This window comes from Prevotella sp. kh1p2 (assembly GCF_900111525.1).
Lineage (GTDB): Bacteria > Bacteroidota > Bacteroidia > Bacteroidales > Bacteroidaceae > Prevotella.
Genome location: NZ_FOHY01000015.1, coordinates 1 through 14808, shown reverse-complemented (window position 1 = coordinate 14808; position 14808 = coordinate 1). Strand labels below are relative to the sequence as shown.

The window sequence follows — 14808 nt, the reverse complement described above, 5'->3', positions numbered from 1 at the left end:
TACGTTATTTCGTTATCACGACAGTTCTATTTCTCCTTCAAACACGAACTCGGCCGGTCCCGTCAAATAGACGTGATTGTCCTGAAGGCACCATTTAACGTCCAGCGTGCCACCATCCATGAGGATGCGACTCCTTCTTTCTGCACGTCCAGTCAATGCAGCTGCCACAGCCACGGCACAGGCTCCCGTGCCACAAGCCTGGGTGATGCCGCTGCCGCGCTCCCAAACGCGCACTCGAATGCCGTCAGGACGCATTTCGGCAAACTCGATGTTGCAGCGTTCGGGAAACGCGGGATGATGTTCCAGTCCACGACCTTCCTGCTCAACGGCATCTATATCTTCAGTGAAAACGACATAGTGGGGATTGCCCATCGAGACGAACGTTCCCTCCCTGAGACCTGTTCCCTGTGGCAGAAACTGCAAGGGGTTCTCGAAGACAGGCTCGCCCATATCGACTGTGCTGGCATCGACGAGACCATCACGGACACTCAAATGGATTGTCTTTATGCCGGAGGGAGTGAGCAATCTGACTTCCTTGCTGGTCGTCAGTCCCTTTTCATATACATACTTCCCCACGCATCGACTGGCGTTGCCACACATCATGGCCTCCGACCCATCGGCATTGAAGATGCGCATCGTAAAGTCAGCTTCGGGAATGGGGCTGCGTCCTATCAGTACAAGTCCGTCGGAGCCGATGCCTTTATGCCTGTCGCTCCACCGGCGTGCCAACTCCTCGGGCTCTTCTATATTATAATATAATGTGTCAACATATATATAGTCGTTGCCAGCACCATGCATCTTTGTGAAATGAATCTTATGTTCCATTTTGTATAGAATTTCTTTATTTGACTGACATATTTGCTTAATTCTGATGCAAAGGTAAGCATTTTGAAACAAAACAACCTAATTTCGCAAACAAAAGCACACTTTAACGATGTTTTAATTGACATATATCAAGTAAAATATATCAAAACATATCATTTTGACCGTCTGTTCTTGTTTAATCGAACATATTGTCATAACTTTGCATCGAAAACATTGCAATGTGTAAAAATAGGACGCTCATTGGTAACACTTATTTAAGTATGAAAAGAATTGAAGCTATCATCAGGAAGACGAAGTTTGAGGATGTCAAGGAAGCGCTGCTTTCGTCGGACATCGACTGGTTTGAGTATCACGACGTGCATGGCATTGGTCAGAGCCGACAAGAGCGTATCTATCGTGGCGTTCAATACTCGACCGACGTCATAGAACGTGTAGCACTGACCATCGTTTGTCGCGACCAGTTTGTCCAACCCACCGTGAAGGTGATCATCGAAACAGCACATACAGGCGAGGTAGGCGACGGCCGCATCTTCATAAGCGACATGATTGACACATGGAGCATCCGTACCGGCGAACACGGCGACACAGTGCTGAGAGACAAGAAATAATCAGAGTTAACGAAACACAACACATTATTTAATTATGAACGACATTGCACTTTCACTCGATACCGTATGGATGCTTCTGGCAGCCATGCTTGTTTTCTGGATGCAGCCGGGCTTTGCCTTATGCGAAGCAGGCTTCACGCGCGGCAAGAACACCGCAAACATTCTGTTCAAGAACTTCGTGGACTTCATGTTCGGCTCGTTGCTGTTCTGGTTCATCGGCTTTGGTTTCATGTTTGGCTCAGACGGCGCGGGCTTCATCGGTATGCCCAACTGGGGCGACCTATCCTTTTATCATGGCGACCTGCCCGTAGAGGGTTTCCTGATGTTCGAGACCGTCTTCTGCGCCACCTCTGCAACAATCGTCAGCGGAGCAATGGCAGAGCGCACCAAGTTCTCGATGTACGTCATCTACAGCGCTGTCATATCTTTGTTCATCTACCCCATTGAGGGACACTGGACTTGGGGCGGCGGTTGGCTCTGTAATGAAGCAGAGGACGGGTTCATGATGCAGACCTTCGGTGCCGTCTTCCACGACTTCGCCGGTTCTGCCATTGTTCATAGCGTGGGCGGCGTGCTGGCATTGATAGGAGCGATGGCACTTGGTGCCCGTCGCGGCAAATATGCAAAGGACGGCAGCAGCCGTGCCATTCCCGGCCATTCACTGACGTTGGCTGCCCTCGGAGTATTCATTCTTTGGCTTGGCTGGTTCGGTTTCAACCCTGGCTCACAGTTGGCAGCTTCGGGCGATGTAAACCGCAAGGCCATCTGCCACGTGCTTCTGACCACAAACCTTGCCGCAGCTGCCGGAGGCATAGCGACAATGTTCGTCACATGGCTGAAGTATGGCAAGCCCTCGTTCTCCCTGATGCTCAACGGCGTGCTGGCAGGGCTGGTGGGCATCACGGCAGGTTGCGACCTCGTCTCGCCCGTGGGAGCCGTTGTCATCGGACTTGTGTGTGGCACCATACTTGTCTATTCCATTGAGTTCATCGACCATCAGTTGCACATCGACGACCCTGTTGGCGCCAGTTCCGTTCATGGCGTCTGCGGCATCCTGGGCACTTTGCTGACAGGTCTGCTCTCCACATCGGGCGGCGCTCTGTACGGCGGTGGCTGGGGCTTCTTCGGGGCACAGTGTTTCGGCATCCTTGTCATCGACCTCTGGGCAGCAGCCTGTGGCTTCGTCCTGTTCTACGGAATAAGGCGGCTTCACGGCCTTCGCGTCGATGCCCGCATCGAGGACGAAGGACTGGATGTATATGAGCACGGAGAGACATGTTACAATTAAAGAGACAAACTACTCGTTAGTAAATGGCAAATTACTCGTTAGTAAATGACGATTTACTCATTAGTAAATTACAAACCACACGTTAGTAGTTTATTCGCAACACATACATTAAACATAAAAAGCACATGAAAAGATTGATTATGATACTCCTGTCCGCAGTCTGCCTGACTGCGGCGGGAGCAAAAGATAAAGTAGGAGCGACGATAGGTTGCGACTTCGTCAGCCAGTACATCTGGCGTGGTCAGAAGCTCGGTAACGTCAGCCTGCAGCCCACACTTGGCATCAATTACAAAGGCTTGAGCCTGACCTCTTGGGGCAGTGTCGGCTTCAATTCGGACGATGCAAAAGAGCTTGACTTCACGTTGGCCTATGAATTCAAAGGCTTCAACGTTGGTTTGACCGACTATTGGTTCTCTGAAGGCAACTACTTCAACTATAAAGCTCACCAGACGACCCATGTGTGGGAAGCAAACGTCGGCTACGACTTCGGCTTCCTCAGCGTGCAGTGGTTCACGAACTTTGCCGGCAACGACGGCCTGAACCGCAGCGGCAAGCGAGCCTACAGCAGTTACTTCGAGATTGTGGCACCCTTCCGTCTTGCCAAACTCGACTGGACTGCCACCTTCGGAGCCGTGCCCTATGCCACAACATCCTACGATACCAACGGCTTCTGCGTCACGAACATCTCCCTGCGTGCCACCAAGGATTTCATCATCAAGCAGAAATGGCATCTGCCAGTATTTGCAGGTCTGACGGGCAACCCAAGGGCAGAGAAGCTCTACATCATCTTCGGCACATCATTCTCTATATAAAAAACCTTCAGACACATGAACACAAAGTACATCTTCGTCACTGGCGGCGTGGTTTCCTCTCTCGGGAAGGGAATCATCTCCGCCAGCATCGGCAAACTGCTGCAAGCACGCGGCTACAAAATCACTATCCAGAAGTTCGACCCGTACATCAACATCGACCCAGGTACGCTCAATCCCTACGAGCACGGCGAATGTTATGTGACGGAAGACGGCATGGAGACAGATCTTGACCTCGGGCACTACGAGCGGTTCACCGGCATACGCACTACCCGCCACAACAGCATCACGACGGGACGCATCTACAAGACCGTCATCGACCGCGAACGCCGTGGCGACTACCTGGGCAAGACCATTCAGGTGGTGCCGCACATCACGGACGAGATAAAGCGGCGAATGCTTCGCGAAGATGTAGAGGAAGAGGAGTTGGACTTCGTCATCACAGAGGTCGGCGGCACCATCGGCGACATAGAGAGCGCGCCGTTCATGGAAGCCATCCGTCAGCTTCGGTGGCAGTTGGGGCGCGACGCTGTCTGCGTACACCTCACATACGTTCCTTATCTGAAAGCTGCCGACGAACTGAAGACGAAGCCCACCCAACATTCCGTCAAGGAACTGCAAGGCATGGGCATCCAGCCCGACATCCTTGTGCTGCGAACCGAACGCCACCTCGACGACGCATTGCGTCTGAAGGTGGCTTCGTTCTGCAATGTCAGCCTGGAATGCGTAGTGCAGAGCGAAGACATGGCAAGCATCTACGAAGTACCTGTGAGTATGCAGAGGCAAGGACTCGATGCTGCCATCCTGCGTAAGATAGGCATACCCAGCGGCGAGACTCCTGCCATGAAACCTTGGCGCAACTTTCTCAACAACTGGCGTCGTGCTACACGTGAAATCAACATCGGCTTGGTCGGCAAGTACGACCTGCAAGATGCCTACAAAAGCATCCGCGAGAGTCTGAACCTGGCAGGCATCTACGATGGCGTGAGGACAAAGATCCACTTCATTAACAGCGAAGGTGTCACCGATGAGAACGTAGCGGAGAAGCTGGAAGGCCTGGCAGGCATCATCATCTGTCCGGGCTTCGGGCAGCGTGGCATCGAAGGAAAGATTGTCGCCGCCAAATACACCCGAACGCACGACATCCCAACCTTCGGCATCTGTCTGGGCATGCAGATGATGGTGATTGAGTTTGCGAGGAATGTGCTGGGCTACGAGGATGCCAACAGCAGTGAGATGGAAAATCAGACCGAACACAACGTCATCGACATGATGGAAGAACAGAAGTCTGTCACGCAGATGGGCGGCACCATGCGACTTGGCGCTTACAATTGCGAACTCACCGAAGGCAGCCGTGCCTGTGAAGCATACGGAGGCACGACAAAGATTAGCGAAAGGCATCGGCATCGCTATGAGTTCAATAATATATATAAAGAGGAATATGAGGTCAGGGGCATGAAGTGCGTGGGCATCAACCCCGGCACAAACCTTGTCGAGATTGTGGAAATACCGTCCCTACGTTGGTACATCGGAACGCAGTTCCACCCTGAATACTCCTCAACGGTGCTACATCCACATCCCTTGTTCATGTCGTTTATAAAAGCTTGCATCTGATATGGAACAGTTAAAACATGAATGCGGTGTGGCATTGATAAGGCTGCTGAAGCCGCAAGACTATTATAAAGAAAAGTATGGCACAGCGTCCTATGGCCTTGGCAAGCTCTATCTGATGATGGAGAAGCAGCATAACCGCGGACAGGAGGGTGCAGGCATTGCCTGCGTTGACATGAATGCACCCGTTGGCTCGGAGTACATGTTTCGTGAGAAGGCAATGGGCAAAGATGCCATCACAGAAGTCTTCGACCATGTGACGCAGGAATGGGAAGGGGCTTCGCTCTACATGGGACACCTGCGCTACAGCACGACAGGCAAGAGCGGCTTGCAATACGTTCATCCTTTCCTGCGCCGCAACAACTGGCGGGCAAAGAATCTCTGTCTTTGCGGCAACTTCAACATGACGAACATTGACGAGATATTCACGAAGATGGTCAGGCAGGGACAGTCGCCGCGCATCTACAGCGACTCCTATATCACACTCGAACTGATGGGGCATCGTCTGGACCGAGAAGTGGAACGTCTCTTTGTCGAAGCTAAAACAAAAGGACTGGAAGGCACAGACATTACCCATTACATCGAAGCAGGCGTACAGATGGCAAATGTATTGCGCACCACGATGGCCGACTACGACGGAGGCTACGTGATGTGCGGCATGACAGGCAGCGGCGAGATGTTTGCTATGCGCGACCCTTGGGGCATACGGCCTGCCTTCTTCTATAGTGACGATGAGGTTGTGGCCGCCAGCAGTGAGCGTGCCGTATTGCAGACGACCTTCGACCTCGCCTGCGATGACGTTCAGGAGTTGCCAGCAGGCCAGGCGCTCGTCGTGCATAAGAACGGCACCTCTGCTTTGGAAACAATCCTGGAGTCCAAGAAGCAGACGAGATGTTCGTTCGAGCGCATCTACTTCAGTCGTGGTTCCGACCGCGACATCTACCGTGAGCGCAAACAACTTGGGCAGCAGCTCACAGCACCCATCCTCAAGGCCATCGACGGTGACACCGGGCATACTGTCTTTTCCTTCATTCCTAACACAGCCGAGGTTGCATTTTATGGAATGATGGAGGGCTTGCGAAGCCAAGGCCTAAACGTACGGAGCGAAAAGGTGGCATGGAAGGACATCAAGCTGCGCACCTTCATCACGGAAGCAGGCTCGCGCAACGACCTTGCCTCGCATGTCTATGACATCACCTACGGCTCCCTGCGGCCATACGAAGACAACCTTGTCATCATTGACGACAGCATTGTTCGGGGCACCACTTTGAAGGAAAGCATCTTCAAGATACTCGACCGCTTGCATCCTCGGAAGATAGTAATGGTGAGCAGTTCGCCACAGATTCGCTACCCCGACTACTATGGCATCGACATGGCGCGCCTGGAGGAGTTCTGTGCTTTTCGTGCCACCATCGCCCTCATCGAAGAGCGTGGTATGTGGCAACTAATCACAGACACTTACGAGTCATGTCTTTCTGAGCTCCGTAAGCCAGCAGCAGAGCAACGCAACTGCGTCAGTGCCATCTACGAACCGTTCTGCATTGAAGACATCAACGGGAAGATGGCCGAAATGCTTCGTCCCGCAGGAATGCAAGCACCGGTGGAGTTCGTCTTTCAGACAATCGAAGGCTTGCACGCCGCTTGCCCTGAGCACCAAGGCGACTGGTACTTCACAGGCCACTACCCTACTCCTGGCGGAAACCGACTCGTCAACCAGGCATTCGTGGACTTCAGGCGCATGACATCTCTCCCGCGCGAGAGGGGAAAAAGAACAGAAAACGATGAATGATTCAAGTCTCGGACATACACGGAAACCCATGCGCAGACCCTCCGTACAGCCCGCCGCCGATAACGGTCAAGGGTTATCTCCGAAACGGTCAGCCATTATGCCGATAAGGGTCAAGCGTTATGCCGACAACGGTCAAGCGTTATTTCCCACGCCCTGCGACGATTCCGTGCACAGGGCATTCGGAACTTCAGGAAACAGTTAAACAACAAATAAAGTTATGTGTGGAATTGTAGGATACATCGGAACGAAGAAAGCCTATCCGATACTGATTAAGGGCCTGAAACGCCTGGAGTATCGTGGCTACGACAGTGCCGGAGTGGCAATGATCAGCGACTGCGGCGAGCTCAACGTGTACAAGACCAAAGGAAAGGTTGACAACCTGACCGACTATTGCAGCGACAAGGACGTGACGGGCTGCGTGGGTATCGCCCATACGCGTTGGGCGACGCATGGCGAGCCGTCGGCCCGCAACGCTCACCCTCACTATTCCCGGAGCCAGAACCTTGCCATCATCCATAATGGCATCATCGAGAACTACGCCGACATCAAGATGCAGCTGCAGACGAAAGGCGTGGAGTTCAAGAGCGACACAGACACAGAGGTGCTGGTGCAGTTCGTGGAGTACATCATGGTGAAGAAGAACCTCCCGTTGCTCGAAGCCGTGCAGGTGGCACTCCATCAGGTGATAGGAGCCTACGCCATCGCCATCGTCGACAAGCGCGAGCCCCGGCAGATTATAGCAGCACGCAAGCAGAGCCCACTCGTGGTGGGTATCGGCCAGGACGAGTTCTTCCTGGGCTCCGACGCCAGTCCCATCATCGACTACACCGACAAGGTGGTCTATCTGGACGACGGCAACATCGCGGTCATCCGCTTGGGCGAGGAACTGAAGGTGCTGAGCATCCTCGGCAAAGAACAGCAACTGAAGGTGAGCACCGTGGACCTCAACCTCGGACAGATAGAGAAGGGCGGCTACGAACACTTCATGCTGAAGGAAATCTTCGAGCAGCCCGAGTGCCTGAAGAACTGTATGCGAGGGCGCATCAACGTCGAGGGTAATCATGTGACGCTGTCGGCCATAATCGACCATCGCAGGCAGTTGCTTGGCGCGAAGCGTATCGTCATCGTGGCATGCGGCACGTCTTGGCACGCCGGACTCATAGCCGGACAGCTCTTCGAAAGCTTGTGTCACATCCCATGCGAAGTGGAGTATGCCTCGGAATTCCGCTATCGTAACCCCGTCGTGACGAAGGACGATGTGGTGATAGCCATTTCGCAGAGCGGTGAGACCGCCGACACGCTGGCCGCCATCCAGCTTGCCAAACAGAAAGGAGCCTTCATCTACGGCATATGCAACGCCATTGGTTCCAGCATCCCAAGGGCCACAGACACGGGGACGTACATCCATGTCGGCCCGGAAATCGGAGTTGCATCCACCAAGGCCTTCACCGGACAGCTGACCGTGCTCACCATGCTGGCACTATGCCTGGCTTCTGAGCGGAAGACCATCTCCGAGGAGCTGTATCGGCAGATGGTCAGGGAGCTCACCCTGATTCCTGCCAAGATGGAGCAAGCCCTCAAGACCAATGAGCAAATAGCCCTCCTTGCCCCCATCTTCACCTATGCCCGGAATTGCCTCTACCTTGGGCGCGGCTACAACTATCCCCTGGCCCTGGAAGGTGCACTGAAACTGAAGGAAATCTCCTACATTCACGCCGAAGGCTATCCCGCTGCAGAGATGAAGCACGGCCCCATCGCCCTCATCGACAGCGAAATGCCCGTCTTCGTCATTGCCACCCGCGACCGTCTCTACGAGAAGGTCATCTCGAACATCCAAGAGGTGCGGGCGCGAGGCGGACGAATCACGGCAATCGTCACTGAAGGCGACACGCAGATACAGAGGTTTGCCGACCACATCATCACCCTTCCCGACACGCTCGAGTGCTTCCAGCCACTCATCGCCAGCATACCCCTCCAGTTGCTGGCCTACCATATCGCAGTCTGCAAGGGCAAAGACGTTGACCGCCCGAGGAACCTTGCCAAGAGCGTAACGGTGGAATAAAAAGCCTTTGAGCCACAGAGACATGAATGGAATGAAGAAAAGCGGACCTCGGCATCTCGAATTTCCGCGTGCGACGAAGTTAATCGCCGCACGCTGAGAATGTCCTCACCCCTTACCCCTCTCCCGTGGGAGAGGGAGAAATGGTAAATGGGAAATGATTAAATAGTAAATAACATTATGTGTGGAATAGTATCAATCTTCAACATCAAGAAGCAGACGCACGAGCTTCGCGAGAAGGCTTTGCGCATGAGTCAGATAATCAGACACCGTGGTCCGGACTGGAGCGGCATCTATTGTGGCGGCACGGCCATCCTTGCCCACGAACGTCTCTCTATCGTCGACCCCGAGAGCGGCGGCCAGCCTTTGTTCTCGCCCGACAGGAAGGTTGTGCTGGCCGTCAACGGCGAGATTTACAATCATCAGGAGATTCGCCGCCAATATGCCGGACGTTACGACTTCCAGACGGGCAGCGACTGCGAAGTCATCCTTGCGCTCTATCACGACAAGGGCATCAACTTCCTGGAGGACATCTCCGGCATCTTCGCCTTCGCCCTTTACGACGAAGAGAAGGATGCCTTCCTGATAGCCCGCGATCCCATCGGCGTGATACCTCTGTATATAGGCTATGACAGCGACGGCACCGTGTATGTTGCCTCCGAACTGAAGGCACTCGAAGGTCAATGTGAGCGATACGAACCCTTCCTGCCAGGGCATCACTATTGGAGCAAAGAGCCTGGTATGAAACGCTACTACCATCGTGACTGGTTTGAATATGATGCTGTGAAGAATAACGAAGCAAGCGTCGATGCTATTCGTGATGCTCTCAAGGACTCGGTGAGGCGTCAGTTGATGTCCGACGTTCCCTATGGCGTACTACTCAGCGGCGGACTTGACTCTTCTGTCATCTCTGCTATTGCCGAGAAGTTCAGCGAGCATCGCATAGAGGACAACTCGCAGACACGCGCCTATTGGCCTCGTCTGCATTCCTTCGCGGTAGGCTTGAAGGGGGCTCCCGACTTGGCAAAAGCAAAGCTGGTGGCCGACCATATCGGCACCGTACATCACGAAATCAACTACACCATACAGGAGGGGCTTGATGCCATACGCGATGTCATCTACTTCATCGAGACATACGACGTGACGACTGTCCGTGCTTCCACTCCGATGTATCTCCTTGCCCGTGTCATCAAATCGATGGGCATCAAGATGGTGCTCAGTGGCGAAGGAGCAGACGAGGTGTTTGGCGGCTATCTCTATTTCCACAAAGCACCGAGCGCAAAGGCATTCCACGAGGAGACAGTCCGCAAGCTCAGCAAGCTTCACTACTACGACTGTCTCCGTGCCAACAAGAGCCTATCGGCCTGGGGCGTAGAGGGACGTGTGCCTTTCCTCGACAAGGAGTTCCTCGACGTAGCCATGCGTACAAATCCCGAAGCAAAGATGTGCCCTGGCTCAACGATTGAGAAGAAAATAGTCCGCGAAGCCTTTGCCGATATGTTGCCGGCAGAGATTGCTTGGCGGCAGAAGGAGCAGTTCAGCGACGGCGTGGGCTATTCATGGATTGACACATTGAAGAAGATTACCTCCGAAGCTGTCAGCGACGAACAGATGGCACATGCGGCAGAACGTTTCCCCATCAATCCGCCGCTCAACAAGGAGGAGTACTACTATCGCAGCATCTTCGCCGAGCATTTCCCAAGCGAGTCTGCTGCGCGAAGCGTAAACCAAGAGGCAAGCGTGGCGTGCTCGACAGCCATCGCCCTTGAATGGGATGCTGCTTTCAAGAACATGAACGATCCAAGTGGAAGAGCTGTCAAGGGGATTCACAAACAAGCTTATTAGGATTTAGCAATTTGACAATTTACAATTTGACTATAAGATGAATAAAGAAGCGAGACTGATACTTGATGACGGCACAGAGTTCTGCGGATGGTCGTTTGGTTACGAAGCAAATGCCGTGGGCGAAGTGGTGTTCAACACGGCAATGACTGGCTATCCAGAAAGCCTCACCGACCCGAGCTATGCAGGCCAGATACTGGTGACAACTTATCCTTTGATAGGAAACTATGGCGTGCCTGAAACAGGAGGCGAGCCCTTGCCCAAGTTCATGGAAAGCGAGCGGATTCACGTCAAGGGTCTCGTTGTGGCAGATTACAGCGAGAGGTACAGCCATTGGAATGCCAAGGAGTCGCTTGCCGAATGGCTAAAGCGGGAAAAGATTCCTGCCATTACGGGCATCGACACGCGAAGGCTCACCCAACGGCTCAGGGAGTCTGGCGTGATGCGAGGTCGTATCATCATCTCTGAGAACTCTGATTACTTCGAACACTCTGACTATGGTAGCATCAATTGGGTGGAGCAAGTGAGCTGCAAGGAGGTCATCACGTACAAGCCAGACCCTACGGCGGCAGCAAATTCTTCATTATTCACTCTTCATTCTTCATTTCCAAGAGTCGTTCTTGTTGACTGTGGTGTAAAGGCAAACATCATCCGTTGCTTGGTGAATAGAGGCGTTGAAGTCATCCGGGTTCCGTGGGACTATGACTTCAACCAACTTGACTTCGATGGATTGTTCCTGGCGAATGGTCCTGGCGACCCTGAGCAATGCAATAAGACCGTGGAGCTCATCCGCACCTTCCTCAACAATCCGAATGTGCGGCCCCTCATGGGCATCTGTCTCGGCAACCAACTCTTGGCAAGGGCTGCAGGTGCAAAGACATACAAGCTGAAGTATGGTCATCGCAGTCATAACCAGCCGGTGCAGCTTGTGGGCACCACCCGTTGCTTCATCACAAGCCAGAATCATGGCTATGCCGTCGATGCCTCGACGTTGCCTGCCGACTGGGAACCTCTGTTCGTCAACATGAACGACGGCTCCAATGAAGGCATACGCCACAAGACAATGCCATGGTTCTCTGCACAGTTCCATCCCGAAGCCTGCTCAGGACCAACAGATACGGAATGGATGTTCGATGAGTTTATATCAAAAGTAAATAAGTTGACGAGTAAACAAGTTGACAAGTTGGATGTAGAATCAAACGTCTTGTCAACCCGTCAACTTGTCAACTCGTCAACTATTAAATCCGTCCTCCTTCTTGGCTCCGGTGCTCTCAAGATCGGTCAGGCGGGAGAGTTTGACTACAGCGGTGCTCAGGCTCTGAAAGCCTTGAAAGAGGAAGGTGTCAGGTCGGTGCTCATCAATCCTAACATTGCAACTGTCCAAACTTCGAAGGACGTGGCGGACACTATCTATTTTCAGCCTGTCACGCCTGATTTCGTGGAGCATGTCATAGAGAAGGAGCGGCCGGACGGCATCCTGCTGAGTTTCGGCGGACAGACAGCTTTGAACTGCGGCGTGGAGCTTTACAGGAAAGGTGTATTTGAGAAATATGGTGTCAAAGTCCTTGGCACACCCGTTCAGGCAATCATCGATACCGAAGACCGCGACCTCTTTGTCAAGCGTCTTGGCGAGATTGGCGTGAAGACCATCAAGAGCGAAGCTTGCAATACCATTGAGGAAGTACAGAAGGCCGCTCACGGACTGGGCTTCCCCGTCATCCTTCGTGCAGCCTATGCCCTCGGTGGCCTTGGCTCGGGCTTCTGTGACAACGATGAGGAACTGCTGACCCAGGCAGAGGAAGCTTTCGCCTTCTCTCCTCAAGTGTTAGTAGAGAAGTCGCTGAAAGGATGGAAAGAGATTGAATATGAAGTGGTGCGCGACCGCTACGACAACTGCATCACCGTCTGCAACATGGAGAACTTCGACCCTCTCGGCATCCATACGGGCGAGAGCATCGTTGTGGCTCCATCGCAGACGCTCTCGAACAGTGAGTACCACAAACTTCGTGCCCTTGCCATCAAGATAATACGTCACATCGGCATCGTGGGCGAGTGTAACGTGCAATACGCTCTTGACCCTGTTTCCGAGGACTATCGTGTCATCGAAGTCAATGCTCGCCTGAGTCGCTCGTCTGCTTTGGCATCAAAGGCAACGGGCTATCCCTTGGCCTTCGTCGCTGCCAAGCTCGGACTCGGTTACGGACTTTTCGAACTGAAGAACTCCGTCACCAAGACCACCAGCGCCTTCTTTGAACCTGCCCTCGACTATGTCGTCTGTAAGATTCCGCGTTGGGACCTCTCGAAGTTCCACGGCGTGAACCACGAACTGGGCTCAAGCATGAAGAGCGTAGGTGAGGTGATGGCCATCGGCCGCACCTTTGAAGAGGCCATCCAAAAGGGCTTGCGCATGATTGGACAGGGCATGCATGGCTTTGTCGATAACCATGAGATTAAAATTCCGAACGTCATCGAAGCTCTCAGGCATGCCACGGACATCCGTGTTTTTGCAGTCGCTAAGGCCATGGCGATGGGCTATTCCGTAAAACAGATTCATGAACTGACGAAGATAGACTGTTGGTTTCTTGAGAAGCTCGGTAGTGTAAATAGAACTGTGTCAAGGTCATTTTCCTTATTATATTAACCTCAGATGAGGAACACGCTTTTTAATCGTGTTTTCCAAATGAGGAGCCTTTCTGGTTGCGAAGTTACATAATTTCAAATCTATCTCCAAATTTTATTGCCAATTGTTGTGAGATGAGTGCCCAGTTCGCAAGGGGCATGGTCCACTTTTCGCTGACATTACGATATGCCAGATAGACCAGTTTCTCCAAGGCTGTATCAGATGGGAATACGCCCTTGTTCTTCGTAACTTTGCGTATCTGGCGGTGGTAGCCTTCGACGGTGTTGGTCGTATATATGAGACGTCGGATTTCCTTGGTGTACTGGAAGAACTCCGCCAAGCGCTCCCAATTGTCACGCCATGACTTGATGACGATAGGATACTGTTCGCCCCATTTGGCTTCAAGGTTGTCAAGTTCCGTTTCCGCAGCCTCTTTGCTGACGGCTCCATAGATACGCTTCAGATCTTTCAGAAACTCCTTCTGGTGCTTGCTGCCAACATACTTGATGGAATTGCGTATCTGATGCACTATACAGAGTTGAACGGCAGTATGTGGGAATACGCTTTGGATAGCATCAGGGAAGCCCTTCAGACCGTCCACACAGCATATCATAATGTCCTCCACGCCACGGTTCTGCAAGTCCGTAAGCACCTCAAGCCAGAAGTTGGCTCCTTCGCTCTTTGCGACGTACATGCCAAGTAACTCTTTATGACCCTCCTTGTTTATGCCCAGAACATTGTAAATGGCACGAGTGACTGCACGACCTGCATCATCCTTGACCTTGTAATGGATGGCGTCAAGCCAGCAGATAGCATATACGGCATCAAGGCTACGCGACTTCCACTCTTTAATCTCAGGCAGAACACGGTCGGTTATCGCACTGATAGTCTCTGCAGACAGTCTGGTGTTAAACTCACGCTCAAAGTAGCGGCTAATCTCACGGGTGCTTGTACCAAAAGCATACATGCCAATAATCTGGTCTGCCATCCCTTCTGCAAGAATCGTCTCACGCTTGCGGACAGTCTGGGGATCAAAGCTGCCATCACGGTCACGGGGAGTCTCAACGGTCACTTCACCATATTGTGTCTGAACTGTCTTGGACATCTTCCCGTTACGCCGATTGCCAGACTCACGGGATTCTACACTCAGGTGAGCATCCATCTCACCTTCAAGAGCTGCATTCAATATACGCTCCAACATCGGTGCCAAAGCACCGTCTTTTCCAAATAAAGGCTTGCCTGTACGTAATTGCTCGGCTGCCAACTTGTAATCTATTTCTTCGTTTGCCATCTTAAAATAAACGTGTTAAACTACTTTTTTATTGGTGCCTGACACAGTTTACTTTACACTCTCGAG

General features: G+C 52.6%; 9 protein-coding genes and 1 pseudogene. 8 read left to right on the top strand and 2 right to left on the bottom strand.

The window, feature by feature from the left end; genetic code table 11:
- Positions 1–15 precede the first annotated feature (15 nt).
- Positions 16–825 carry a diaminopimelate epimerase gene (dapF, locus tag BMW31_RS09675; protein WP_091825011.1) on the bottom strand — a complete coding sequence of 270 codons (810 nt, stop codon included), beginning with the start codon at positions 823–825 and terminating at the stop codon, positions 16–18.
- Positions 826–1085: 260 nt separating this feature from the next.
- On the opposite strand from dapF, the gene BMW31_RS09670 reads away from it, so the two are divergent.
- The 8 genes and pseudogenes from BMW31_RS09670 to carB all read left to right on the top strand — a co-directional run.
- Positions 1086–1433 carry a P-II family nitrogen regulator gene (locus BMW31_RS09670; RefSeq protein ID WP_091824838.1) on the top strand — a complete coding sequence of 116 codons (348 nt, stop codon included), beginning with the start codon at positions 1086–1088 and terminating at the stop codon, positions 1431–1433.
- 34 nt (positions 1434–1467) lie between these two features.
- On the top strand, positions 1468–2721 hold the full coding sequence (locus tag BMW31_RS09665; RefSeq protein ID WP_091824835.1) for an ammonium transporter: 1254 nt from the start codon (positions 1468–1470) through the stop codon (positions 2719–2721).
- Positions 2722–2846: 125 nt separating this feature from the next.
- Positions 2847–3533 (top strand): hypothetical protein, encoded by a 687-nt coding sequence (locus BMW31_RS09660; protein ID WP_091824832.1) that lies wholly within the window; start codon positions 2847–2849, stop codon positions 3531–3533.
- A gap of 15 nt (positions 3534–3548) precedes the next feature.
- Complete coding sequence (locus BMW31_RS09655) at positions 3549–5144, top strand: CTP synthase (RefSeq protein WP_091824829.1); 1596 nt, start codon at positions 3549–3551, stop codon at positions 5142–5144.
- A 1-nt stretch (position 5145) separates the two neighbouring features.
- Positions 5146–6930: an amidophosphoribosyltransferase gene (locus tag BMW31_RS09650; protein ID WP_091824825.1), complete on the top strand. Its 1785-nt coding sequence runs from the start codon at positions 5146–5148 to the stop codon at positions 6928–6930.
- Between the two features lie 217 nt (positions 6931–7147).
- The gene (gene glmS / locus BMW31_RS09645; RefSeq protein WP_091824821.1) at positions 7148–8992 is read left to right on the top strand and encodes a glutamine--fructose-6-phosphate transaminase (isomerizing); all 1845 of its coding nucleotides are present in this window, start codon (positions 7148–7150) and stop codon (positions 8990–8992) included.
- A 177-nt stretch (positions 8993–9169) separates the two neighbouring features.
- On the top strand, positions 9170–10834 hold the full coding sequence (gene asnB, locus BMW31_RS09640) for an asparagine synthase B (RefSeq protein WP_091824818.1): 1665 nt from the start codon (positions 9170–9172) through the stop codon (positions 10832–10834).
- A 37-nt stretch (positions 10835–10871) separates the two neighbouring features.
- Positions 10872–13442 (top strand): annotated as a pseudogene (gene carB, locus BMW31_RS09635) (carbamoyl-phosphate synthase large subunit); the annotation flags it as partial.
- A gap of 94 nt (positions 13443–13536) precedes the next feature.
- Here the strand turns inward: carB and BMW31_RS09630 are convergent.
- Positions 13537–14742: an IS256 family transposase gene (locus tag BMW31_RS09630; protein WP_091821058.1), complete on the bottom strand. Its 1206-nt coding sequence runs from the start codon at positions 14740–14742 to the stop codon at positions 13537–13539.
- Between the last annotated feature and the right edge of the window lie 66 nt (positions 14743–14808).

Bases quoted from the DNA above. Each gene is read 5' to 3' on its own strand.
- dapF (WP_091825011.1), bottom strand. From the start codon at position 825: ATGGAACATAAGATTCATTTCACAAAGATGCATGGTGCTGGCAACGAC.
- BMW31_RS09670 (WP_091824838.1), top strand. From the start codon at position 1,086: ATGAAAAGAATTGAAGCTATCATCAGGAAGACGAAGTTTGAGGATGTC.
- BMW31_RS09665 (WP_091824835.1), top strand. From the start codon at position 1,468: ATGAACGACATTGCACTTTCACTCGATACCGTATGGATGCTTCTGGCA.
- BMW31_RS09660 (WP_091824832.1), top strand. From the start codon at position 2,847: ATGAAAAGATTGATTATGATACTCCTGTCCGCAGTCTGCCTGACTGCG.
- BMW31_RS09655 (WP_091824829.1), top strand. From the start codon at position 3,549: ATGAACACAAAGTACATCTTCGTCACTGGCGGCGTGGTTTCCTCTCTC.
- BMW31_RS09650 (WP_091824825.1), top strand. From the start codon at position 5,146: ATGGAACAGTTAAAACATGAATGCGGTGTGGCATTGATAAGGCTGCTG.
- glmS (WP_091824821.1), top strand. From the start codon at position 7,148: ATGTGTGGAATTGTAGGATACATCGGAACGAAGAAAGCCTATCCGATA.
- asnB (WP_091824818.1), top strand. From the start codon at position 9,170: ATGTGTGGAATAGTATCAATCTTCAACATCAAGAAGCAGACGCACGAG.
- BMW31_RS09630 (WP_091821058.1), bottom strand. From the start codon at position 14,742: ATGGCAAACGAAGAAATAGATTACAAGTTGGCAGCCGAGCAATTACGT.